Origin of the sequence: Haemophilus sp. HMSC71H05 (assembly GCF_001838635.1) — a bacterium.
In the GTDB taxonomy this organism is placed as follows: Bacteria; Pseudomonadota; Gammaproteobacteria; order Enterobacterales; family Pasteurellaceae; genus Haemophilus_D; species Haemophilus_D parainfluenzae_R.
The window spans coordinates 63545-87389 of sequence record NZ_KV838019.1; the positions used below are offsets into that span (position 1 = coordinate 63545).

Sequence of the window (23845 nt, forward strand, 5' to 3'; positions counted from 1 at the left end):
ACCCAAATAGGAATGAAACAATGAAACTCAAAGCGCTTTCTTTAGCATTACTTGCCTTGCCTATCGCTTCTTTTGCTGCAGAACCTGTATCTCATCAGCCAACTGATGTCAGCTTTAGTGTTGAAGCTGAAAGAGAGGTAGAACGTGATTTATTGCAAGTCTCCCTTTTTTACCAAGCGGAAGGCAATGATTTATCCGCACTCAATAAAATTATGGCAGAAAAAATGAATAAAGCCATTGAATTGGCAAAAGCACAAAGTGCGGTTGAAATTAAAGATAATTCTCGTAATACCTGGATTCGCTATGATAATAAAGGCAAACAACAAGGCTGGATTGCGCGTGCAGAATTAACCTTAGAAAGTAAAGATTCTCAAGTGTTATCAACATTAGTACATGAATTAGATGGCGTATTAGCCATTGATCGCGTAAGCGCGTCTGTTTCACGTGAGAAATTAAATAGCTTAGAAAAAGAATTAACCAAAGAAGCTTTAGCGAAAGTTAAAGATAAAGCCCTCTTAATTCAAGAATCTTTGCAGATGAAAGGTTATCACACACAAAGCCTTGACGTGTCTTCTGCCAATGATTCAGCGAATGATTTCCGCCCTTATGCCGCAGGGGCAATGATGGCAAAAAGTTTCTCTTACTCGGATGAAAAAGATGAAACTTACACTCAAAGTGGCAAAGAGAAAATTAAAGTCAGTGTGAATGCGCGAATTGCATTGCTTAAAGAATAATTTTCTATACAATGAATGACGATTTTTTTAATAAGGAAAACAATATGAAAGTAGCAAAAAATACGGTTGTGAGTATCGCTTACCAAGTACGTACTCAAGACGGTGTATTAGTTGATGAAGCACCAGCAAATCAACCATTAGAATATTTACAAGGCCACAATAACTTAATCATTGGTCTTGAAAATGCCTTAGAAGGTAAAGAAGTTGGCGACAAATTTGAAGTTCGTGTTCAACCAGAAGAAGGCTACGGCGAATACAATGAAAACATGGTTCAACGTGTACCAAAAGAAGTATTCCAAGGCGTTGATGAAGTAGTTGTTGGTATGCGTTTCTTAGCTGACACGGATATCGGCCCTGTTCCTGTTGTGATCACGGAAGTGGATGGCGATGAAGTAGTGGTTGATGGTAACCATATGTTAGCGGGTCAAGAATTACACTTCACTGTTGAAGTTGTTGGTACTCGTGAAGCAACACTAGAAGAAATTGCTCACGGTCACGTACATGGTGCACACGATCACCACCATCATCACGATGATGAAGATGGTCATGGTTGTGGTTGCGGTGGTCATGGTCATCACCACCATGATCACGATCATGGACACGGCGGTTGCTGTGGCGGTGGTCATAAACACGATCATGATCACGGACACGGTCATGGCGGCTGTGGTTGCGGCGGTCACTAATCTTAATCTAGAGATAAAACTAGAGACAAAAAAAGTGCGGTTAAAAATAACCGCACTTTTTCTTTATCTAAACTTTCATTACAGAATGAATCGACTTAAATCTTCATTTTCAATCACTTCGCCTAAAGCATCAATCACATAAGCGGCATCGATATTCACGGTTTGACCATCCATTTCACTCGCATCAAATGAGATTTTATCCATTAAACGTTCCATAACGGTATGTAAACGTCTTGCACCGATATTCTCCGTTTTCTCATTCACACGGAAAGCGGCTTCGGCAATTTTCTTGATTGCATCTTGTGTAAACTCAATGCTCACGCCTTCTGTCGCCATAAGCGCTTTATATTGCTCTGTTAAAGACGCATTTGGCTCAGTTAGAATACGCTCAAAGTCTTCTGCCGTTAATGCAGACAATTCAACACGAATCGGCAAACGACCTTGCAACTCAGGGATTAAATCTGATGGACGCGCCACTTGGAATGCCCCTGAAGCAATAAAGAGAATATGATCAGTTTTCACCATACCGTGTTTAGTATTAACCGTCGAACCTTCCACTAATGGCAATAAGTCTCGTTGCACGCCTTCACGAGAGACATCGGCACCACTGTATTCGCCTTTTTTACAGATCTTATCGATCTCATCAATAAACACGATACCGTTTTGCTCAACTGCATCGATAGCTTTTTGTTTCAATTCCTCTGGATTGATCAATTTGGCTGCTTCATCATCAATTAAGGTTTTTAACGCATCCTTAATTTTCATTTTGCGTTTTTTGGTTTTATCCGAACCTAAACTTTGGAACATGGATTGTAACTGATTGGTCATTTCTTCCATACCTGGAGGTGCCATGATTTCCACACCCATTGACACGCCCGCCGACACATCAATTTCGATTTCTTTATCGTCTAATTGACCTTCACGTAATTTTTTACGGAACGCTTGGCGAGTACTGCTATTAGTATCGTGGTTTTCCACTTCACCCCATTGATTTTTTGGTGGTGGTAGCAACGCATCTAAAATACGATCTTCAGCCGCATCTTCTGCTTTCGCACGATTTTTCGCAATTTCTTGTTGGCGAACTAATTTCATCGCACTGTCCGTTAAATCACGGATAATGGAATCTACTTCTTTCCCCACATAACCCACTTCGGTGAACTTGGTTGCTTCCACTTTAATGAAAGGTGCATTGGCTAATTTTGCAAGACGACGCGCAATCTCGGTTTTACCCACACCTGTTGGTCCAATCATTAAAATATTTTTAGGGGTAACTTCATGGCGAAGTGGCTCTTGCAACTGCATTCTTCTCCAACGGTTACGCAACGCGATCGCAACCGCTCTTTTCGCCTCTTTTTGGCCGATAATATGTTGATCTAATTCGGAAACAATTTCACGAGGGGTCATTTCAGACATAATTTTTCCTTATTTATTCGGTAATTCTTCGATAGTGAAATTCGTATTGGTGAACACGCAAATATCACCCGCAATTTTTAAAGATTTTTCTACAATTTCACGAGCTGATAAATCGGTATTTTCTACCAACGCACGGGCTGCCGATAATGCATAATTACCGCCTGAACCAATGGCTAAAATCTGATCGGCTTCTGGCTGCACCACATCACCAATACCGGTAATGATTAAACTTTCTTTTTCATCCGCCACAATCAGCATCGCTTCTAACTTGCGCAACGCACGATCGGTTCGCCAATCTTTGGCTAATTCCACCGCAGCTTTTAACAAATGTCCTTGATGCATTTCTAATTTACGCTCAAATAATTCAAATAAGGTGAACGCATCGGCTGTACCACCTGCGAAACCGGCTAAAACTTTGCCATTATATAAACGGCGCACTTTACGGGCATTCCCTTTCATCACTGTGTTGCCTAATGAAACCTGTCCATCGCCCCCAACAACCACTTGGCCATTACGACGTACGCTTACAATTGTTGTCATTCTTTTAATCCTTCTTTTAAGAAAAGTTACTCGTTATATGGCGATCGATTCCACCAAATTCAAGGGAAAATTTTTCTTTGATGCTTTATTAGACAATCAGTTTTAAAAAATGTGACAAAGATCACTTTTTTAAATAGCAAACGATTGCTATTATTTCACACCTTTATTTTAAAGGAATATGATTTGTTACAAATAAAACAAACTACTTAATGAGGAAAACATGAAAAATTTACTTAAACTTTCTGCCATTGCAATTTTAGCGGCAAGCGCAGCCTCTACTTTTGCATCAAACAAAGAACCTTACACTGAACAAGGTACGAATGCTCGTGAAATGACAGAGCAAAAACCGATTCACTGGATCTCTGTTGAGCAGTTGAAAAAAGAATTAGAAGGCAAAGCACCAATTAATGTGAGCTTCGACATTGATGATACTGTACTTTTCAGTAGCCCTTGTTTCTACCACGGCCAAGAAAAATACTCACCAGGTAAAAATGATTACTTAAAAAATCAAGATTTCTGGAATGAAGTGAATGCAGGTTGTGACCAATATTCCATTCCAAAACAAATTGCGGTGGATTTAATTAATATGCACCAAGCACGTGGTGACCAAATTTATTTCATCACAGGTCGTACAGCGGGCGATAAAGATGGTGTGACCCCAGTGCTACAAAAAGCCTTTAATATTAAAGATATGCACCCTGTAGAATTCATGGGCGGTCGCAAACTTCCAACTAAATATAACAAAACACCGGGTATTATTGACCACAAAGTGAGTATTCACTATGGTGACAGTGATGACGATATTCTAGCAGCAAAAGAAGCGGGTATTCGTGGTATTCGTTTAATGCGTGCTGCTAACTCCACTTACCAACCAATGCCAACCCTTGGTGGCTACGGTGAAGAAGTATTGATTAACTCAAACTACTAATCAGCGCCCAAAGTGCGGTTATTTTTGACCGCACTTTTCTTATCTAATTAACCATCTTAATTTTTAAAAAGTTTCTGGGAATATGCTAAAATTTTTCCGTTTCCAGGAGCCTATTTATGTCAGAACTCACGTCTAATCAATATTTAATTATCATTGCCATGCTGGTTTTTATCAGCATTGTGATGCTTTTTCTATTAAGCCGCAGCAAACGAGACACCCAAGAATTACAACACGATCTCAATAAAACTATCGAAGATTACAATCAATTAGCGGAGCGTTTTGATTCCTTAAGTGTGGTCAAAAATCAGCTAGAACAGCAAGCTGTTAAAGCACAAACTCATGCGGAAGGCTTACAAACTCGTCTTAATGAACGTGATGAAAAAATCCAATATTTAGAAAAAGAATTGGATGAAGAGCAGCTCCGACACGATCAAATTGGCGGTCAAATCACCGCATTAAAAGAACGCTTTGGGATCGCGTCAGCACAAGCTGAAAGCTTGCAAGGTCAATTACAACAAGCGCAAGAAAATCTGCTACGAAAAGAACAAGAACAGCAAAAAACGCAGGAAAAATTGACCGCACTTTCACAAGAATTAACGGAGTTGAAAACTACCCTTTCCGAAAAAGAAAAGCATTTTGCCGAACAGCAACAGCATATTGAGCAATCCAAACAACAGCTAGGCGTAGAGTTCCAAAATCTGGCCAACCGCATTTTGGAAGAAAAAAGCCAATCCTTTAATCAAACCAATCAAACCGCATTGGAAACCTTGTTGAAGCCTTTCCGTGAACAAATCGAAGGCTTTCAAAAACGAGTGAATGAAATCCATTCAGAATCCGTAAAAGGCAATGCAGGCTTAGAAGCGGAAATCAAAAAGGTGTTGGAAATTGGCTTAAATATGTCACAAGAGGCTAATAATTTAACTTCTGCGCTAAAAGGGGAAAAGAAAACCCTAGGCAACTGGGGAGAAGTGCAACTTGAACGCGCACTTCAACTGGCCGGACTCATTGAAAACGTGCATTACAGTGCACAAGCACATTTTAAAGATGAACAAGGCGGTCGAAACTATCCTGATTTTGTGCTTAATCTGCCTGATGAGAAAAACATCATCATTGATAGCAAAATGTCATTGAATGCTTACGAAAGTGCGGTCAATTCTGAGGATGAATTAGAACGTGAGCGTTTACTAAGGGAGCATATTAAAGCCCTAAAAAATCACATTGATGACTTGCACCGCAAGGATTATAGCAATCTGATTGGTATGCGTAGCCCTAATTTTGTCTTGATGTTCATTGCAGTGGAACCCGCTTATATTGAAGCCTTAAAATTAGACCCAAGTCTGTTTAATTATGGTTACGAGAAAAATGTCATTATGGTTTCGCATACTACCCTTATGCCAATTTTACGCACAGTGGCGAATTTATGGCGTATCGAACGCGGCAACGCCGAAGCGAAAGAAATCGCTGAAAAAGCAGGTGAAATTTACAACCAGATTTGCTTGGTGGCAGAACGTTTAAACAAACTGGGGAACACCCTTTCCACTGTGAGCAATCAATACAACAGCACCGTCACCGCCCTTGTGGGACAACAAGGTTTAGTGGGGAAAGTGGAACGCTTTAAAGACTTGTCAGCGAAGGCTAACAAGAGCATGCCAAACGTTGAATTGCTCAATAATGACGTGGATTTAACGCGCCTATCCCTTCTCACCACTGAGAGTGAAGAAAAATAAAACATATCTATTGAATTTTTCTTTAAAAGCGGCTATTTTCTTGCCACTTTTTTTATTTTAATTTTATTTGTGGGGAATTTATGGCTACGGAACAAAAAGAAATCACGGATCCATGTGCAAAATATAATGAGCAGACTAACTTTCTAAGCAAAACGATTTTTGCAAGTCGTTGGTTACAAGTGCCTATTTATTTAGGTTTAATTGTTGTACAAGGCATCTATGCCTACAAGTTTATGAAAAACTTGTGGTATCTCATCACCAATGTCAATGAAATGGATGCAGACACCATTATGCTCGCCGTACTCAATCTCATTGATGTGGTAATGATTGCTAACTTATTAGTAATGGTAACATTAGGCGGTTATGAGATTTTTGTTTCAAAACTGCGCACGAAAAACCACCCCGATCAACCTGAATGGATGAGCCATGTGAATGCAACTGTACTGAAAGTTAAACTTTCTATGTCAATTATCAGCATTTCATCTATTCACTTATTGCAAACCTTTGTGAATGCGTCAAAAATCCCTGAAAAAACAATCATGTGGGAAGTGATTATTCATTTTTCTTTCTTGATTTCAGCGATTGCGATGGCTTATACCGATAAAATCTTATACAGTACAAGTCACAAGAACCATTAATCAAAAAAAAGTGCGGTCAAATTTGACCGCACTTTTGTTTTCTAGAACTCATCTTGGTGTTTAAATTTCAATAAATCTCGACGTTCTTTTTTGTTTGGACGACGATCAGGATGTGGCATCGAAAGTGCATTATTTTTTCTTGCCCATGCCATTTCTTCGCGTTTTTTCACACTCAGTGGCGTTTCTTGGTAAAGCAGTTGGGCCTCAGGGGCACCACGACGTTGGTCACTCAACGCTATCACTTCAATTTCCTTTTCATCACTGCCTTGGCGAAGTTTAATCATCGCACCAACTTCAACAGTTTTACTCACTTTTGCACGTTGACCATTGTAATGGACTTTGCCGCCTTCAATCATCGCTTTCGCAATGCTACGGGTTTTATAAAAACGCGCCGCCCAAAGCCATTTATCTAATCGTACTTCGTTATTTTCAGCCATAACTCTTCCTATTTCTCTCACTTTGCGTATGATGAGCCAATAACAAGATAATAGGGCTAATATTATGAAAAAACAACTTCCACACATTCTCTCCCTTTCCACCGTGGCAAAATCCCGTTTGTTTGAAATTCAAGCTGTCGAACTCAAATTCTCCAATGGAATTAACCGCACTTATGAACGTTTCCGCCCTTTCAATCGAGACTCCGTGATGGTGATTGCGATTGATGGTGAAGATTTACTTCTTGTTCGTGAATACGCGGTAGGAACAGAACAATATGAGCTAGGCTTTGTAAAAGGTGGAATGGATATGGGGGAAACGCCCGAACAAAGTGCAAATCGAGAATTACAGGAAGAAATTGGCTTCGGCGCAAAAAAATGGACATTTTTACGTACCATGAAAATCAATCCACAAATCATGGGTCACAAAATGCACGTGTTATTAGGTGAAGATTTGCACCCCAATAAACTGGAAGGCGATGAGCCTGAACCATTAGAAATAGTCCGTTATCCGTTATCTCAACTTGATACACTTTTGGAGAGTAATGAATTTAATGAGGCCAGAAATCTTGCTGCACTTTATTCTTTACGCGATTACTTAAAAAAACGATAACTTTAATTGAATAAATTTAAATAATTTCTAATAGCAAGCGATTAAATTTAAAGAAAACTTGCATAAATATTCTTTTTTTGAGAATGTATCGCCATTTTTCAAAAAATATATATAGGAAAATTTATGTCTGATAATAATTTAAAAGAATTGACCTTCCGGGGGATGTTCCTTGGGGCGTTAATTACAGTGATCTTCACTGCATCTAACGTTTATTTGGGTCTTAAAGTGGGGATGACGTTTGCGTCCTCTATTCCTGCTGCCGTGATCTCTATGGCAGTTTTAAAGTTCTTTAAGGATTCCAGTATCTTAGAAAATAACATGGTGCAAACCCAAGCTTCATCAGCAGGGACATTGTCTTCCGTTATTTTCGTGCTTCCAGGCCTATTAATGATGGGTTACTGGCAAGAATTCCCATTCTGGCAAACAGTGCTTATTTGTGCCGCTGGTGGTACCTTAGGCGTGCTATTTACCATTCCACTACGTCGTGCAATGGTAGTAAACAGCGATTTACCTTACCCTGAAGGTGTGGCTGCTGCTGAAATCTTAAAAGCGGGTAACAACAGTGAAAGCGACAGTGGCGTGAAAGATATTGCTTATGGTGGTATTTTTGCAGGAACCGTTGCATTCTTAACCAATGCATTACGTGTCATGTCTGATAGCGCGAGCGCATGGTTCTCTAACGGCAAAGCCATTTTCCAATTACCAATGGGCTTCTCACTTGCCTTAGTGGGTGCCGGTTATTTAATTGGTATCGTGGGCGGTCTTGCCATGTTATTCGGTACATTCCTTGCTTGGGGTGTCGCAGTACCTTATTTCACTGCAACAGGCGATATGCCAACGGATGCCTCTATTGTTAGTTATGCCATGGCTGAATGGAAAACGAAAGTTCGCTTTATCGGTGTAGGTACTATCGGTATTGCGGCGATTTGGACATTATTAATCCTTTTCAAACCAATGATTGAAGGGATGGTTCATTCTTTCCGTATGTTAAAAGGCTCACAAGCTGAATCAGAACATCGTATTGATATCGACTTATCGCCAAAAACCATTATTTATATTTTATTGGCGACAGTCGTGTTAATCGTGATTTCTTTATATCACTTCATTGCAGCAGCGCCAATTTCTGCTGAGCTTGCTGTGTTATTAGTCGTGGTTTGTACTCTTCTTGCGGTGCTAATCGGCTTCTTCGTTGCCGCAGCATCTGGTTATATGGCAGGACTTGTAGGCTCATCTTCTAGCCCTATTTCTGGTATCGGGATTATTTCTGTTATCGTGATTTCACTTGTTTTAGTGACAATTGGCAAAAGCAGTGGTTTATTTGAAACGGCAGACGGTCAAAAATTCTTAACGGCATTAACCTTATTCACGGCATCTATCGTTTTAACCACAGCAACCATTTCAAACGATAACTTACAAGATTTAAAAACCGGTCTTTTAGTTGAAGCGACCCCTTGGAGACAACAGGTTGCATTAATCATTGGTTGTTTCGTTGGTGCGTTAGTCATTGCACCGGTATTAGAAATTTTATACCACGCTTATGGTTTCACAGGTGCATTACCACGTCCAGATATGGACCCTGCACAAGCGCTTTCAGCGCCACAAGCCACTCTTATGACCACTATCTCACAAGGTATTTTCACCAACCATTTAGAATGGACTTATATTTTAACTGGTGTAGGTTTAGGTATTGTGTTGATCATTGTGGATGCATTCATGCGTAAAACCAGCGACAGCCGCTTTGCCCTACCAGTATTAGCGGTGGGGATTGGTATCTACCTTCCACCATCAATCAATATGCCGGTTGTTGTCGGTGCTGTAATGGCATGGTTTATCACCCGTCATATTAAAAACTATGCAAAACGCACTAACGATGTGGAAGTGGAGAAAAAAGCAGAACGTTTCGGCACACTTTTCGCTGCTGGTTTAATTGTGGGTGAAAGCTTGATGGGTGTTATCTTAGCCTTCATTATCGCAGCATCTGTCACATCGGGCGGATCTGAAGCACCATTAGCCTTAGCGTTAGAAAACTGGGATAAAATGGGCGAATTACTCGGTCTTGCCGTATTTATCTTTGGTATCTTTATTTTCGTTTCTCGTGTATTACGTGCGAAGAAATCGAAATAATGGATTAAAATAGGCTGTCCTCGGATAGCCTATTTTTCTAGGAGTTTAAGGTGTCTACGCAATCCCCTTATCTAAAGGCTATTATCATATTTCCATTGGTTACGCAGCTAATAGGTAGCATTATTGCTTATGTCGTTTTTGGAATAGACTACTGCAAAGAAGGGAACTTCGATGCTGCATTATTTGGTTTCTTTCTGACATTTTGGCCTCTCACCGTGCCGGCGATAATCAACGCTTACTTTGCTAAATACCGGGGCTATCTACGCCATCAGTGGAATAAGATTTTTCTTTTTTCATTCATCATTCTTTTTTGTTATTGGAGTATCGGCAATCTCCTCATCGCACAAAATACCCAATATCTGACTGACCGTGTATTATTCGTCTTAGAGGGTTCTGTCATCCTGGCAATCTATACGACAATTTTCCTCTCCTTGTTATTACCGAAATCAAAGTAGGAAATAAACATGCAATTATCTCAATCTCTTCTCGATCAAGTCCGCTCGCTTGCCAATGAAGCGGGAAAACATTTGGCTCGTTTTTACCAACAGGATGTGGCAATACAAACCAAATCGGATAACACCCCTGTCACAGAGGCGGATTTATTTGTCAGCCAGTTTTTAATCGAAAAACTGACCGCACTTTTCCCCGATATCCCTGTTCTTTCAGAGGAAAACTGCAATATTCCTTTTGAACAACGCCAAACTTGGCAAACCTATTGGTTAATCGATCCCCTTGATGGCACACAGCAATTTATTGATCGCACGGATCAATTTTCGGTGTTGATTACACTCGTGCAAAACCATCAACCTGTTCTGGGTGTTATCCACTTCCCTATTTTGAATATCACCTATTACGCCATGAAAGGTTTTGGGGCATTCAAGCAAAGCGACAAAGAAATAAAAACCTTACAACCCAGAAAAATCGATCTGACCAAACCGTTAAAAATCGCCGTAGGCGCCACTACCTCACAAGAAAAAGTGCGGTCAATTTTAGCGAAGAATTTGGCATGCAAATTTATGGTGGTTGGCTCGAGCAGTTTGAAAAGCGGTTTAGTCGCAGAAGGAGCGGTTGATTGCTATGTTCGACTCGGTAAAACAGGCGAATGGGATACGGCAGGTGCTGAAATTTTATTAGCTGAAATCAATGGGATGATTTTCGATCCGCACTATCAGCCGCTCACCTATAATCAGCGTGAAAGTTTAATTAATCCACCCTTTGTGATGGTGGCTGATAATACACAAAATTGGGCATCTGTCTTTCAATTTAATTGATTGGTTCGATTGGTAAAGTGCAGTAATATATTGCATTATTTAAAAATACTACTCGGAACAATAAGGAATAATATGCAAACGAATAATAACTGTATCGTGATTTTTGGTGCTTCTGGTGATTTGACTCACCGTAAACTCATTCCAGCACTTTATAATCTCTTCAAATTTGGTCGATTAAACCAATTTTCTGTATTAGGTGTCGCTCGCTCAGAATTAAACGATGACACTTTCCGTGAAAAAATGCGTGAAGCGTTACTTGAAACAGAAGAAACCACACCAGAAACGTTAGACGCTTTTTGTAGCCATCTCTATTATCAAGCCGTAAATACATCTGATGCGGCCGATTACGGTAAATTAGTCCCACGTTTAGAAGAATTACATACTAAATATCAAACGAATGGCAACACCCTTTACTATATGTCTACGCCACCAAGCTTATATGGTGTAATTCCAGAATGCCTTGCGGCCCATGGTTTAAACACAGAAGAAGACGGTTGGAAACGGATTATTGTCGAAAAACCTTTTGGTTACGATGAAAAAACAGCACAAGAACTCGACGTTCAAATTCATCGTTTCTTTGAAGAGCATCAAATCTATCGTATCGACCATTATCTTGGTAAAGAAACCGTACAAAACTTACTTGTTTTACGCTTCTCAAATGGCTTATTCGAACCACTTTGGAACCGTAATTACATTGATTATGTCGAAATTACGGGTGCCGAGGCCATTGGCGTAGAAGAACGTGGCGGCTATTATGATGGCTCCGGCGCAATGCGTGACATGTTCCAAAACCACTTATTACAAGTTTTAGCCATGGTTGCCATGGAACCACCTGCAATCATCAATGCGAACTCAATGCGTGATGAAGTGGCCAAAGTCATGCATTCTTTACGTCCATTAACGCAAGATGACGTTGAGCATAACTTAGTGCTTGGTCAATACACCGCAGCCGAAATTGATGGCAAAGAAGTCAAAGGTTATTTACAAGAAAAAGGAGTGCCTTCTAACTCTCGCACTGAAACCTTTATGGCTTTACGTTGCGAAATCGAAAACTGGCGTTGGGCGGGCGTACCTTTCTATGTACGTACCGGTAAACGCTTACCGGCACGTGTGACGGAAATTGTGATTCACTTTAAAACCACACCACATCCGGTATTCAGTCAAAATGCGCCTGAGAATAAATTGATCATCCGTATTCAACCTGATGAAGCCATTTCAATGCGCTTCGGTTTGAAAAAGCCAGGTGCGGGCTTTGAAGCGAAAGAAGTCTCAATGGATTTCCGTTATGCCGATTTGGCCGATGAGCAAGTGCTAACAGCTTATGAACGCTTATTGCTTGATGCGATGAAAGGCGATGCCACACTCTTTGCGCGTACGGATGCGGTGCATGCTGCATGGAAATTTGTGCAACCGATTTTGGATTACAAAGAAGCGGGTGGTCGAATCTACGAATATGAAGCCGGCACTTGGGGACCGATTGCAGCCGAAAAACTCATTGCGAAAAGTGGTCGCGTATGGCGTAAACCAAGCGGTAAAATGAAGAAAAAGGTTTAATCATTAATATCTCGCCTTCTTCAATAGAAGAAGGCTTATCACCGAATAGAGAGAAACAAACATGAACACCATTACCTTCCCAACAGCTCAACACGCTGTTGAAAAGATCGCTCAAGAATTTGTGATTTATAGCCAATTAAATCACCCTGTGCATATTTCTCTTTCTGGCGGTTCAACACCTAAGCTGTTATTCAAAACCTTAGCCAAAGCGCCTTATGCGGAACAAATTAACTGGAAGAATCTGCATTTTTGGTGGGGCGATGATCGCATGGTTCCACCAACAGATTCAGAAAGCAACTATGGTGAAGTGCAAAAACGCTTATTCGATCATATTCAAATTCCTGCAGAAAACATCCACCGAATTCGTGGCGAAAATGAACCGCACTTTGAGTTAAAACGTTTCGAAGAAGAATTAAGTGCGGTCATTCCAAATGGTGTTTTTGATTGGATTATTTTAGGTATGGGAACTGACGGTCATACCGCTTCTCTCTTCCCACATCAAACCCATTTTGATGATGAAAATCTTGCTGTCATTGCGAAACACCCTGAAAGTGGTCAAATTCGCATTTCTAAAACCGCCAAACTCATTGAACAAGCGAAACGCATTACCTATTTGGTCACTGGCGAAAGCAAAGCAGACATTTTAAAAGAAATCCAAACAACGCCAGCTGAAAACCTACCTTATCCCGCAGCCAAAATTAAAGCAAAAAATGGGGTGACGGAATGGTATTTGGATAAAGCGGCGGCGAAATTGCTATAACAAGTTGAGTATCAAATACCATAGGATTGCAAAATGATAGACTACAAAGTAAATGAACCAATTTCAGTTAAACAATTTATTGAATTGTTAAATAAAACAACGCTCGGGGCACGCCGTCCGTTAGAGGATGAAAAACGCGTCGCGGCAATGTTGCATCATGCGGATTTATTAGTCACCGCTTGGGATGGTGAACGATTAGTGGGTATGGCACGTTCCGTGACAGATTTTGCCTACTGCTGTTATTTATCTGATTTAGCGGTTGATGAACAATATCAAAAACAAGGTATCGGCTTGCAGTTAATTGAACACACCAAACAGGCGTTACATCCACAAGCTAAAATTGTGCTTTTATCGGCTCCGCAAGCCGTGGATTATTATCCGCATATTGGATTTACTCAACACATGAGTGCGTGGACGAAGAGTTAATTTATTAGAATGATATGGTGACAAAAATGAAAAAACTGTTTGTACTACTTACTTCAACGTTGTTATTTGCTTGTTCATCTGGTCCATCTTTAGATCAGTTAGCGGCACAAATGCCAAAAGATAATCGCTCAGTAATGCTTCAAGTTCCAGAAGCAGGAAACCCAGTTTCAAATGGAATGCTTGTAGCAACGATTAGAACCGCAGGTGGTACTTCAGGAAAACGACTCGTATCTCTTTTAGCTACAGATAATTTACACATCGGAATTGCAGGGAACAGTCAATCTGTGAATAAAGCAGTTGCTATGTATGGACTAAATAATGCAGAAAAGGTCGGCAAGGATGTATCTTTATACCTTGTTGGAGATAGTCAAAGTGATAAAGCAGATCTAGAAAAAGCCGCAAAAGCGAAAAATGTAGAAATGCATTACATTATGCAAAAATAAGATATAGATACATCAGATGCAGGGTGACTTTAATGTTGAATTTAGATAATAAAAAATTTGTTGCTGTTGAAAACACCGCAAATGGTGAAGTCAGCAGCCAAACAGAATTTCATTACCATCAACAAGGTAAAATGATTTGGGCCGAATATGGTGGCGGCAAAATTTTAAAAGGCTTTTTAATTGGAAAATGGATTGACGGGACTCAAATTGAATTTACGTATCAACATTTAAATCAATCTCTAGAAAATCGTTTGGGGCGTTGCTGTACAACATTTTCTTTAGAAGAAAGTAAACTCGTCGGCCATGAAAAATGGCAGTGGCTAGACACGTTAGAGCAAGGCAGCTCTTTAATTAGAGAAATTTAAAAGAAGTTTTGCTATAGAATATCAGAAACAAGGTATCATCTTGCAGTTGATTGAACACACTCAACAAGTCTTACATCCACAAGCCAAAATTGTGCTTTTATCTGCTCCACAAGCTGTAGATTATTATCTGCATATTGTTTTTTTACGCAGCATATGAATACGCAGGCGAAGAGTTAAGATGACCGAACGTGGAGTTATTGGATAGTATTTTCCATGCTATTTTAATTTTAAATTAAATAATGAAAAAATATCGTTTAACAAATAATACTATTGTTTATGAAGGAAGAACACTTTATCAAATAGAAGCGCTAATAACAATTTACCCCTATGATGACGAAGAAGATAACTATTGGGATCCCCCAATTGTTGAAGAAGGCTCTCTCGGAGGATATATTGAAAGTGAAAATAATTTATCACATATAGGCAAAGCTTGGATAAAAGATAATGCAAAGGTTCTTGGAAATAGTAAAGTTCTAGATAATGCGATAGTTTCTGAAAATGCTATAGTTCGTGATAATGCAATGCTCATCCATAATGCAACAGCCTCTGGGAATGCTATAGTTTGTGAAGATTCATCTGTTGAAAATAACTCTTCGGTATACGGAGATGCTATGATTTTAGGTGCATCTACAATTTGTGGAGACTCATACATCTTAGATAAAAGTAAAATTTGTGATTCTTCAATTGAAAATTCAATTATCTTTGATGATGCAATTATAGAAAACTCAAGTATTGTTAATGGACATATAGGTAAACATGCTCACATTCGAGCATATAAAGATGTAATTTCTATATCCTACTCTGGTTTTTTAAAACTAAATCTAACCGCATATAAAACTGAAGATAATGTTTATATTGCAACAGAAAGTTATCCTAACCACGTTCGTGTTTTAGAAAGCAAAAACTTCCTTAACTTCTTATATGACTATGGAAAAAGAATATTAGATAAAAAATTCGAAGTTAAAAACAAAAATATTGCATATATACTTGATAATATTAACTCAACACTTAAAACAAGCTCTAATATTGAAGATAAAATAATCTTTGATTTTTTAATGGCTGTCTTTTTATCTTTTCAAGAGCTTTTAGAGGATAAAATATATCAATAAATGTAGAGTGAAATTTAGTTACACCAACATATTCAACCGGTACAAAGACTTGTACCTCACAAACAGGAGAAAACAATGTCAGTAAAAGGCGACATCGGTGTTATCGGCTTAGCCGTAATGGGGCAAAACCTCATTTTAAATATGAATGATCATGGCTTTAAAGTAGTGGCTTATAACCGCACTACTTCAAAAGTGGATGAATTTTTACAAGGTGCAGCAAAAGGCACCAATATTATCGGTGCATACTCTTTAGAAGATTTAGCTTCTAAATTAGAAAAACCACGTAAAGTGATGTTAATGGTGCGCGCGGGTGATGTTGTGGATCAATTCATTGAGGCATTATTACCGCACCTAGAAGAAGGCGACATTATTATTGATGGTGGTAATTCAAACTATCCTGATACTAACCGTCGTGTAAAAGCATTGGCTGAAAAAGGTATTCGCTTTATCGGTTCGGGTGTTTCGGGCGGTGAAGAAGGTGCGCGTCATGGGCCATCTATCATGCCAGGTGGTAATCACGAAGCATGGCCATATATTAAACCAATCTTCCAAGCAATCTCCGCTAAAACCGAACAAGGCGAACCATGCTGTGACTGGGTTGGCGGTGAAGGCGCTGGCCACTTCGTGAAAATGGTTCACAATGGTATCGAATATGGCGATATGCAATTAATCTGTGAAGCTTACCAATTCTTAAAAGAAGGTTTAGGCTTAAGCTATGACGAAATGCAAGCTATCTTCGCAGAATGGAAAAAAACTGAACTTGATAGCTATTTAATTGATATCACCACCGATATTCTTGGTTATAAAGATGCTGATGGTGAACCATTAGTTGAAAAAATCTTAGATACAGCTGGCCAAAAAGGGACTGGTAAATGGACGGGTATCAATGCATTAGATTTCGGTATTCCATTAACCTTAATCACTGAATCTGTCTTTGCTCGTTGTGTCTCTTCATTTAAAGATCAACGTGTTGCCGCTAACCAATTATTCGGCAAAACAATTCAACCAGTTGAAGGCGATAAAAAAGTGTGGATTGAAGCAGTACGTAAAGCATTATTGGCGTCAAAAATCATTTCTTACGCACAAGGCTTTATGCTGATTCGTGAAGCCTCTGAACAATTTGGCTGGAACATCAACTACGGTGCAACAGCGTTATTATGGCGTGAAGGTTGTATTATCCGTAGCCGTTTCTTAGGCAATATTCGGGATGCATATGAAGCAAATCCAGATTTAATCTTCTTAGGTTCAGATAGCTACTTCAAAGGCATTTTAGAAAACGCATTAAGCGACTGGCGTAAAGTGGTGGCAAAATCTATCGAAGTGGGTATCCCAATGCCTTGTATGGCATCAGCTATTACCTTCTTAGATGGCTACACTTCAGCCCGTTTACCAGCAAACTTATTGCAAGCACAACGTGACTACTTCGGTGCACATACTTATGAGCGTACCGACAAACCACGCGGTGAATTCTTCCACACCAACTGGACGGGTCGCGGTGGTAATACTGCATCCACCACTTATGATGTATAAGTAAAAAACTCGTGATAAACTCACCGCACTTTGTTCGCATAAAGTGCGGTTTATTTTTACCTTATTTTGGAGAAACCTATGTTACCTCAATCACGCTTGGATAAAATTTCAGAAATGGAAAACCTTCTCAATGAAGCAGAGAGTTTCTTAGCCGAAGCAGAACAATTTCTTGAAAAATGGCAAGCCTTCTTACCAAAAATGAAAACCTTAGAACACTATTATTTTGATGGTGACTGGCGAGAAGATTATCAAGCTTATGAGAACGGTAAGATCCCCGAGGATATGCCTTGTGGTGTATTAAGTGAAGATTTAGTATTTAATGCGAGTACAGGACACCATGGATTGGCGATTGAATATTTGAAAGTGGTTGCGAAAGTATTAGATCAAGCGAAAGATTAACATTCAATATATTCAATTGTTCAAAAAAACATCGAAAAACACATATTTTTGAACTTTCATTCATCTCTGTTTGTCTTATGGAGTACTATCAATATGGATAGTTTTATATGTTAAACACGGAGAGATCCTATGAAATTAATTGGAAAATCACTTGTTATCGCGATGACTGTTATTTCCCTTGCTGCATGTGGAAATATGAACCGTACACAAAAAAATACAACAGCTGGTGCAGCTATTGGTGGTGCAGCAGGCTATATGCTTGGTGGTAATGCCGCGACCACATTAGGTGGTGCCGCATTAGGTGGCGTAATCGGTAGCCAAGTCAATAAATAGTCAAAAAAATAACCGCACTTAATAAGTGGCGGTTATTTTTTTATTATTTCTCGGCTGTTTTTTCTGTGCTTGGTTTACGACGTTTACCAATGTTTTTCGTATCTTTATGACGAAGTTTAGCTTTCTTCTTCACCTCTGATTTTTTCTTTTCTTCACGCTTTTCTTTAATACGCGCTTTTTGCTTTTTAGACATGGATTTTACTTCCCCATCTTTTGGTGGTTTAGTGCGAGGCTCTAATCCTTCTAAAATACGTGCTTTCAAAAGCTCTTCCGTATAGCGTTTAATTTTACCGAGCAATTTGTAATCATGGGCTTCCACAAAAGAAACTGCTGTACCCTTTTTCCCTGCGCGAGCCGTACGACCAATACGATGTAAATATGTATCTGCACTGTAAGGTAAATCGAAGTTCATGACGTGTGTGACATCATCAATATCAATCCCGCGAGCAGCCACATCAGTAGCCACTAACACCGTGACAATACCGGATTTCAATTTATCAATGGCATTATTACGTTGCGTTTGTGCCATATCGCCTTCTAGATAAGTAGAGCGAATACCGCGTTTACGCAAGGTTTCAGAAAGCTCACGCACATCTTCACGACGACGGACAAACACAATGCCGCGACTCACGTTCTCGGTTTCGATAAAGCGTGCAAGCAACTTGATTTTATGTTCATTGCTGTCGGCATGATAATACCATTGGTTGATTTTCTTGCGCTCACGACGACTTGGCTCGGCATCAATTTTGACTGGGTCATTTAATAAACGATCTGCGAAATCAACTAATAGCTCCCCTTCTAATGTGGCAGAGAAAAGAAGGGTTTGTTTACGCCAACGCGTTTCAGCGGCAATTTTCTCCGCATCTTGGCCAAAGCCCATTTGCAACATGCGATCTGCTTCATCAAAAATCAGCATTTCCACCGCACGACAATCAAAGTTCTCTTCTTTGATGTATTGCAATAAACGCCCTGGTGTTGCCACCACGATATCCTGATTTGAATTAAATACTTCCCCATGATTTTGATACGCCACACCGCCAGTAATCGTAGCAATCTTCAAATGTGTGAATTGCGCCAGTTCTTCCGCTTGTTCCGCAACCTGCATCGCTAACTCACGGGTTGGCGTTAAAATTAAAATGCGAGGCGCACCTGGCTTACGACGTGGATAATCCAATAAATGCTGAATCGCTGGCAATAAAAATGCAGCCGTTTTACCCGTGCCTGTTGGTGCAGAACCTAACACGTCACGCTCTTCCATAGCTGCAGGAATGGCTTCTAACTGGATTGCGGTTGGACGGGTGTAGCCTTTCTTTTCTAAGGCTTTTAATAATTCGGGGGAAAGATCGAATTCTTCAAATGGGGATAAATTCATTATTTTGCGTTAATTTGTTAAAATTGGGGCTGATTATACCTGAAAGTGCGGTCATTTTCCGCAAGATTTTATGAGCAGCTTTACCTTTAAACAATTCCATATTAATCAACAACATTGTGCAATGAAAGTCGGTACGGATGGCATTTTACTTGGTGCTTGGGCGGATATGTCTGATTGTCAGCGTATTCTTGATATGGGGACTGGCACAGGCTTGGTTGCATTAATGCTCGCCCAACGAAGTCATAAGTATTGTCAAATTGAAGCCATTGAACTTGATCTCCTTGCAGCACAACAAGCACAAGAAAACTTCCAGGCCTCGCCATGGCACAATCGCCTTCATTTAACACGCCAAGATGTGCAAACCTATTGCCTACAAACAGCACATCAATTTGATTTAATTGTGGCTAATCCGCCTTATTTTGCGCAAGGTGTGGAATGTAAAAATGATAAGCGTGCGCTTGCCCGTTATGTTCAACAAAGCCATTTAGATTGGTTAAATTGGGCGGCAAGTTGTTTATCCGAAAAAGGAAAAATCAGTTTTGTCTTGCCTTATGAGGCGGGGAAAACATTGATAAATTCAACCGCACTTTATTGCATCAAGCAGACTGATATCATTACAAAGACAGGGAAAGCACCACAACGAATGTTACTCACGTTTAGCCGAGAGCATTTACCACAGGTAAAAGATAGCTTGGTGATTTATAACGAAAACAATCAGTACACAGAGGAATTTATTGCATTGACGAAGGCATTTTATTTAAAAATGTAAGGGCATATGACTATGCCCTTTTTAATTGATGTGATTAGTGGTTTTCTACTTTAACGAGTTTCGTCCAGTTGTAATAACCATATAATGAGTTAAGTAAGTAAGCACTATACATTAAGTACATCGCTGGCTGTTCTGCCCAAAGCAAAATAGAAAGCACATTTAAGACAATCCATAATAACCATTGCTCACGATAACGTAAAATCATCAATAATTGCGCCGCTACGGTGATAATCGTGGTTAAACCATCTAATCCTGTAGAACTCCCACCCGCTGCTTTTAAAGCCTGCACAAAGCAGAATGTACCAATCCCCACACTCACGAGTAAAATTGCCCAACCTTTTGGTGTTAAGGCTTTTGCAATCACACTTTCACCGCCATTATCGTTTTGCATGTGCTGTTTCCACATAAAATAACCGATAAATTGTGATGGAATATACACATAGAGCACCGTATTCATTTCACCAAGGAAATTGTTTCCCCAGGCGACATAAAAATAGGTGTAAGCAAAAATAAGCCCAAAGAAATAATTACTAATTTTTCCTTTACTCACCAATACCACACAGAGAATACCTGCAATCCCCGAAATCATGCCTAATGGGCTGTCTGGCGCAAGAACATAAGCAATAATTTGCGCAGCAAGGAAAATAACTACCCATGCCACTTCAAAAGGCTTCCAACCGGATAAAAATTCTTCTTTAAGTCGTTCTGTCCAATTCATGGAACACTCCTGTTTTATAAAAAGTACGCCATTTTTACACCGCACTTTTTTAAAGTAAAGCATAGCGGGTATTTAATTTGATTATTGTGAGATAAATCACACTTTATTTTTCATACTTTTAGATGTCCCTACCTTGCTTTCCCTTATAATCAGACTACAATATCGCCCCATTTTAAGAGATTCATTAAGAGGAAGATGATGTCATTTGCAATCGGTCAACGTTGGATTAGCGAAACAGAAAATAGCCTCGGATTAGGGATGATTACCGCCTTAGATTTCCGCTCTGTAACCCTTCACTTTCCTGCCACGGATGAAACCCGAATTTATGCGATGGCACAAGCTCCATTAACCCGAATTGCATTAAATAAAGGAGAACAACTTCATCACCAAGCGGGTTGGCAAGGTGAAGTCCTTGATGTTCAGGAAATGAATGGTCTCTTATTTTATTTAGTCAAAAATGCGCAAGGCGAAGAGATTATCGTCAATGAAAAAGAACTTTCTCCGATTATCTCCTTTAGCCAAGCCAAAGATCGCCTCTTTTCATCGCAAATTGACCGCAGTGAACATTTTGCGTTGCGTTATCAAACGCTTCTGCATCAACAAGCTCAATTCCAATCGCCTTTGCGTGGCTTACGAGGCAATCGTGCGGGTTTAATTCCTCATCAGCTTCATATTGCACAAGAGGTGGGAAACCGTGTCAATCCTCGCGTGCTCTTAGCGGACGAAGTGGGGTTAGGTAAAACCATTGAAGCAGGCATGATTTTGCAAAACCAGCTTTTTGCTGAAAAAGTACAACGTGTATTAATTATTGTACCGGAAACCTTGCAACATCAATGGCTTGTCGAAATGCTTCGTCGTTTTAATTTACATTTTTCATTATTTGATGAAGAACGCTGTGAAGACTTTGCCGAACAAGCTATCAACCCATTTAGTACAGAAAGCTTAATTATCTGTGCATTAGACTGGTTGAAAGCCCATCCCAATCGTGTACAACAAGCTATTGAAGCTGAATTTGACTGTTTAATTGTCGATGAAGCGCATCATTTGGCTTGGTCCGAAAATACACCAAGTACCGCTTATTTATTAGTAGAACAATTAGCGAACGCTATTCCATCAGTTTTATTACTCACCGCAACACCAGAACAACTAGGTTTGGAAAGCCATTTTGCACGCTTACGCTTACTTGATCCTGAACGTTTTTATGATTATCAAGCGTTCTTGAAGGAACAGGAAAATTATCAACCTGTTGCGGATGCTGTGCAATCTTTACTCTCAGAGAAGCCGCTAAGTGCGGACGAAAAAAATCATATTTCTGATTTACTTAATGAGCAAGATGTCGAACCATTATTTAAAGCTTTAGCCTGTCATAATGATGAGGAGAAGCAAGCGGCACGACAAGAACTCATTCAAAATCTCATCGACAGACATGGTACAAGCCGTATTTTATTTCGCAATACACGCCAAGGTGTAAAAGGTTTTCCGCACAGGGTTTATCACCAAGTAACGATTGATGCGACTGAGGCTGATGAAAAAATTCATTGGTTAATTGATTTCTTAAAATCACACCGAAATGAAAAAATCTTAGTCATTTGTAAAACAGCACAAACGGCAATTCAACTTGAGCAAATTTTAAGAGAAAAAGAAGCCATTCGCAGTGCCGTTTTCCATGAAAGAATGTCAATCATTGAACGAGATCGCGCAGCGGCTTATTTTGCCGATACCAATAATGGCGCACAGGTTTTACTGAGTTCTAGCATTGGTTCTGAAGGACGAAACTTCCAATTTGCTTGCCATCTCGTACTCTTCGATTTACCAGAAAATCCTGACTTACTTGAGCAATGTATTGGCCGTTTAGATCGTATCGGACAAACGCGAGACGTACAAATTTATGTACCTTGCCTAGCAAATTCTGCGCAGCAAGATTTAGCACGTTGGTATCATGAAGGTTTAAATGCCTTTGAACAAACTTGTCCGATTGGTATGGCATTGTTTGAACAATATGAAGCTTTATTGAAAGTGCGGTCAGAAAATAAAGCAGATTTTGAGCAACTCATTCTCCAAACGCAAAAACAAGCAAAAGTATTGCATTTAGCCTTGGAAAAAGGTCGTGATCGTTTGTTAGAATTAAATTCTAATGGTGGTGAAAAGGCACAACGACTTGCGGCAGAAATTGCTCAAACAGATAATTCACCCCAATTAGTCGATTTTGCACTGAATTTATTTGATATTATTGGTGTAGAACAAGATGATTTAGGTGAAAACAGCATTGTCATCACGCCAACAGGCACCATGCTTGTTCCTGATTTTCCAGGACTAAAAGAAGAAGGTGTCACAGTAACTTTTGACCGACAACTAGCCCTTGCTCGTGAGGAATTAAAATTTCTTACCTGGGATCATCCAATGATACGTCAAGGCATTGATTTAATCGCTTCTGGTGACATCGGCAAAGCATCGATGGCATTATTAGTTAATAAACAGCTACCTGCAGGCACTCTTTTGGTTGAATTGATTTATATGATTGAAAGCCAATCACCAAAAGGTTTACAACTGAATCGTTTTCTTCCGCCTACGCCTGTTCGCTTATTGCTGGATAGCAAAGGAAATAATCTAGCCGGACAAGTTAATTTTGATACATTGCAAAATAAACTTAAGCCGCTAAGCAAAGACATTGCGAATAAAATGGTCAAAATGGCTCGTCCAAATATTGAGCAATTAATTAAACTAGGCGATCACAAAATAACTGAAATTGCACAAGCTCAAATTCGAGAAGCCAGTAAATTAGCCGATCAAACATTGAGCGCTGACCTCAATAGACTTATAGCCTTGAAAGCAGTAAATAAAAATATTCGCCAAGCGGAAATTAATGTATTAGAAAAACAACGTGTACTTTCTCTGGAAGAGTTAAGTAAAGCAAGCTGGCGATTAGATAGCCTTCGGGTAATAGTGACAAACAAGGAATAAT

At 39.7% G+C, this 23845-nt stretch carries 25 protein-coding genes and 1 pseudogene; 21 read left to right on the plus strand and 5 right to left on the minus strand.

Annotation, left to right across the window (positions count from 1 at the left end):
* Window positions 1-20: 20 nt before the first annotated feature.
* Both HMPREF3279_RS00300 and slyD read left to right on the plus strand, forming a co-directional pair.
* Window positions 21-734 carry an SIMPL domain-containing protein gene (locus tag HMPREF3279_RS00300; RefSeq protein WP_070867717.1) on the plus strand — a complete coding sequence of 238 codons (714 nt, stop codon included), beginning with the start codon at window positions 21-23 and terminating at the stop codon, window positions 732-734.
* A gap of 44 nt (window positions 735-778) precedes the next feature.
* Window positions 779-1417 carry a peptidylprolyl isomerase gene (slyD, locus tag HMPREF3279_RS00305; RefSeq protein WP_070867718.1) on the plus strand — a complete coding sequence of 213 codons (639 nt, stop codon included), beginning with the start codon at window positions 779-781 and terminating at the stop codon, window positions 1415-1417.
* A 78-nt stretch (window positions 1418-1495) separates the two neighbouring features.
* Here slyD and hslU read toward each other — a convergent pair whose 3' ends face one another.
* Together hslU and hslV are read right to left on the minus strand one after the other, a co-directional pair.
* Complete coding sequence (hslU, locus tag HMPREF3279_RS00310) at window positions 1496-2830, minus strand: HslU--HslV peptidase ATPase subunit (RefSeq protein WP_049356794.1); 1335 nt, start codon at window positions 2828-2830, stop codon at window positions 1496-1498.
* Window positions 2831-2839: 9 nt separating this feature from the next.
* The gene (hslV, locus tag HMPREF3279_RS10070; RefSeq protein WP_005695137.1) at window positions 2840-3370 is read right to left on the minus strand and encodes an ATP-dependent protease subunit HslV; all 531 of its coding nucleotides are present in this window, start codon (window positions 3368-3370) and stop codon (window positions 2840-2842) included.
* Window positions 3371-3590: 220 nt separating this feature from the next.
* Here hslV and aphA point away from each other — a divergent pair, with 220 nt between their 5' ends.
* The 3 genes from aphA to HMPREF3279_RS00330 all read left to right on the plus strand — a co-directional run bounded on the left by aphA (window position 3591) and on the right by HMPREF3279_RS00330 (window position 6663).
* A complete protein-coding gene (gene aphA / locus HMPREF3279_RS00320) occupies window positions 3591-4298 on the plus strand; it encodes an acid phosphatase AphA (protein WP_070867719.1) in 708 nt (235 codons plus the stop codon).
* A gap of 116 nt (window positions 4299-4414) precedes the next feature.
* Window positions 4415-6025: a DNA recombination protein RmuC gene (gene rmuC, locus HMPREF3279_RS00325; protein ID WP_070867720.1), complete on the plus strand. Its 1611-nt coding sequence runs from the start codon at window positions 4415-4417 to the stop codon at window positions 6023-6025.
* A gap of 80 nt (window positions 6026-6105) precedes the next feature.
* Window positions 6106-6663, plus strand: coding sequence for a TIGR00645 family protein (locus HMPREF3279_RS00330; protein WP_070867721.1), 558 nt, complete (start codon window positions 6106-6108; stop codon window positions 6661-6663).
* Window positions 6664-6704: 41 nt separating this feature from the next.
* Here the strand turns inward: HMPREF3279_RS00330 and hslR are convergent, their stop codons facing one another.
* On the minus strand, window positions 6705-7100 hold the full coding sequence (gene hslR / locus HMPREF3279_RS00335; protein WP_070867722.1) for a ribosome-associated heat shock protein Hsp15: 396 nt from the start codon (window positions 7098-7100) through the stop codon (window positions 6705-6707).
* Window positions 7101-7164: 64 nt separating this feature from the next.
* Between hslR and nudE the strand changes: the two genes are divergently transcribed.
* From nudE to HMPREF3279_RS00400, 14 genes and pseudogenes are all read left to right on the plus strand, one after another.
* Window positions 7165-7710 carry an ADP compounds hydrolase NudE gene (nudE, locus tag HMPREF3279_RS00340; RefSeq protein ID WP_070867723.1) on the plus strand — a complete coding sequence of 182 codons (546 nt, stop codon included), beginning with the start codon at window positions 7165-7167 and terminating at the stop codon, window positions 7708-7710.
* 123 nt (window positions 7711-7833) lie between these two features.
* Entirely contained in the window at window positions 7834-9834 is a 2001-nt protein-coding gene (locus HMPREF3279_RS00345) for an OPT family oligopeptide transporter (protein WP_083327131.1), read from the plus strand.
* Between the two features lie 50 nt (window positions 9835-9884).
* Entirely contained in the window at window positions 9885-10289 is a 405-nt protein-coding gene (locus tag HMPREF3279_RS00350) for a hypothetical protein (RefSeq protein ID WP_070867724.1), read from the plus strand.
* 9 nt (window positions 10290-10298) lie between these two features.
* Window positions 10299-11105, plus strand: coding sequence for a 3'(2'),5'-bisphosphate nucleotidase CysQ (gene cysQ / locus HMPREF3279_RS00355; RefSeq protein ID WP_070867725.1), 807 nt, complete (start codon window positions 10299-10301; stop codon window positions 11103-11105).
* 72 nt (window positions 11106-11177) lie between these two features.
* On the plus strand, window positions 11178-12659 hold the full coding sequence (zwf, locus tag HMPREF3279_RS00360; protein ID WP_070867726.1) for a glucose-6-phosphate dehydrogenase: 1482 nt from the start codon (window positions 11178-11180) through the stop codon (window positions 12657-12659).
* 61 nt (window positions 12660-12720) lie between these two features.
* Entirely contained in the window at window positions 12721-13419 is a 699-nt protein-coding gene (pgl, locus tag HMPREF3279_RS00365) for a 6-phosphogluconolactonase (RefSeq protein WP_070867727.1), read from the plus strand.
* Between the two features lie 33 nt (window positions 13420-13452).
* Window positions 13453-13845, plus strand: a complete 393-nt coding sequence (locus HMPREF3279_RS00370) for a GNAT family N-acetyltransferase (RefSeq protein WP_070867728.1) — start codon at window positions 13453-13455, stop codon at window positions 13843-13845.
* Between the two features lie 26 nt (window positions 13846-13871).
* Window positions 13872-14288, plus strand: coding sequence for a hypothetical protein (locus tag HMPREF3279_RS00375; protein ID WP_032822542.1), 417 nt, complete (start codon window positions 13872-13874; stop codon window positions 14286-14288).
* A 32-nt stretch (window positions 14289-14320) separates the two neighbouring features.
* Window positions 14321-14653, plus strand: a complete 333-nt coding sequence (locus HMPREF3279_RS00380; protein WP_070867729.1) for an avidin-fold protein — start codon at window positions 14321-14323, stop codon at window positions 14651-14653.
* Window positions 14654-14669: 16 nt separating this feature from the next.
* Window positions 14670-14830, plus strand: a pseudogene (locus tag HMPREF3279_RS10200) (GNAT family N-acetyltransferase); the annotation flags it as partial.
* Between the two features lie 62 nt (window positions 14831-14892).
* Complete coding sequence (locus HMPREF3279_RS00385; protein ID WP_070867730.1) at window positions 14893-15762, plus strand: LbetaH domain-containing protein; 870 nt, start codon at window positions 14893-14895, stop codon at window positions 15760-15762.
* A 75-nt stretch (window positions 15763-15837) separates the two neighbouring features.
* Window positions 15838-17292, plus strand: a complete 1455-nt coding sequence (gnd, locus tag HMPREF3279_RS00390) for a decarboxylating NADP(+)-dependent phosphogluconate dehydrogenase (protein ID WP_054418460.1) — start codon at window positions 15838-15840, stop codon at window positions 17290-17292.
* A 78-nt stretch (window positions 17293-17370) separates the two neighbouring features.
* On the plus strand, window positions 17371-17691 hold the full coding sequence (locus HMPREF3279_RS00395) for a DUF4298 domain-containing protein (protein ID WP_054418458.1): 321 nt from the start codon (window positions 17371-17373) through the stop codon (window positions 17689-17691).
* A 129-nt stretch (window positions 17692-17820) separates the two neighbouring features.
* Window positions 17821-18024, plus strand: a complete 204-nt coding sequence (locus HMPREF3279_RS00400; RefSeq protein WP_054418456.1) for a hypothetical protein — start codon at window positions 17821-17823, stop codon at window positions 18022-18024.
* Between the two features lie 43 nt (window positions 18025-18067).
* On the opposite strand, the gene srmB is transcribed toward HMPREF3279_RS00400, so the two are convergent.
* On the minus strand, window positions 18068-19396 hold the full coding sequence (srmB, locus tag HMPREF3279_RS00405) for an ATP-dependent RNA helicase SrmB (RefSeq protein ID WP_054418454.1): 1329 nt from the start codon (window positions 19394-19396) through the stop codon (window positions 18068-18070).
* A 70-nt stretch (window positions 19397-19466) separates the two neighbouring features.
* On the opposite strand from srmB, the gene HMPREF3279_RS00410 reads away from it, so the two are divergent.
* Window positions 19467-20165, plus strand: coding sequence for a tRNA1(Val) (adenine(37)-N6)-methyltransferase (locus HMPREF3279_RS00410; protein WP_070867731.1), 699 nt, complete (start codon window positions 19467-19469; stop codon window positions 20163-20165).
* A gap of 34 nt (window positions 20166-20199) precedes the next feature.
* Here HMPREF3279_RS00410 and pnuC read toward each other — a convergent pair whose 3' ends face one another.
* Complete coding sequence (pnuC, locus tag HMPREF3279_RS00415; protein ID WP_049380785.1) at window positions 20200-20883, minus strand: nicotinamide riboside transporter PnuC; 684 nt, start codon at window positions 20881-20883, stop codon at window positions 20200-20202.
* A 198-nt stretch (window positions 20884-21081) separates the two neighbouring features.
* On the opposite strand from pnuC, the gene rapA reads away from it, so the two are divergent.
* Window positions 21082-23844, plus strand: a complete 2763-nt coding sequence (rapA, locus tag HMPREF3279_RS00420; protein WP_070867732.1) for an RNA polymerase-associated protein RapA — start codon at window positions 21082-21084, stop codon at window positions 23842-23844.
* The last annotated feature ends 1 nt before the right edge of the window (window position 23845 follow it).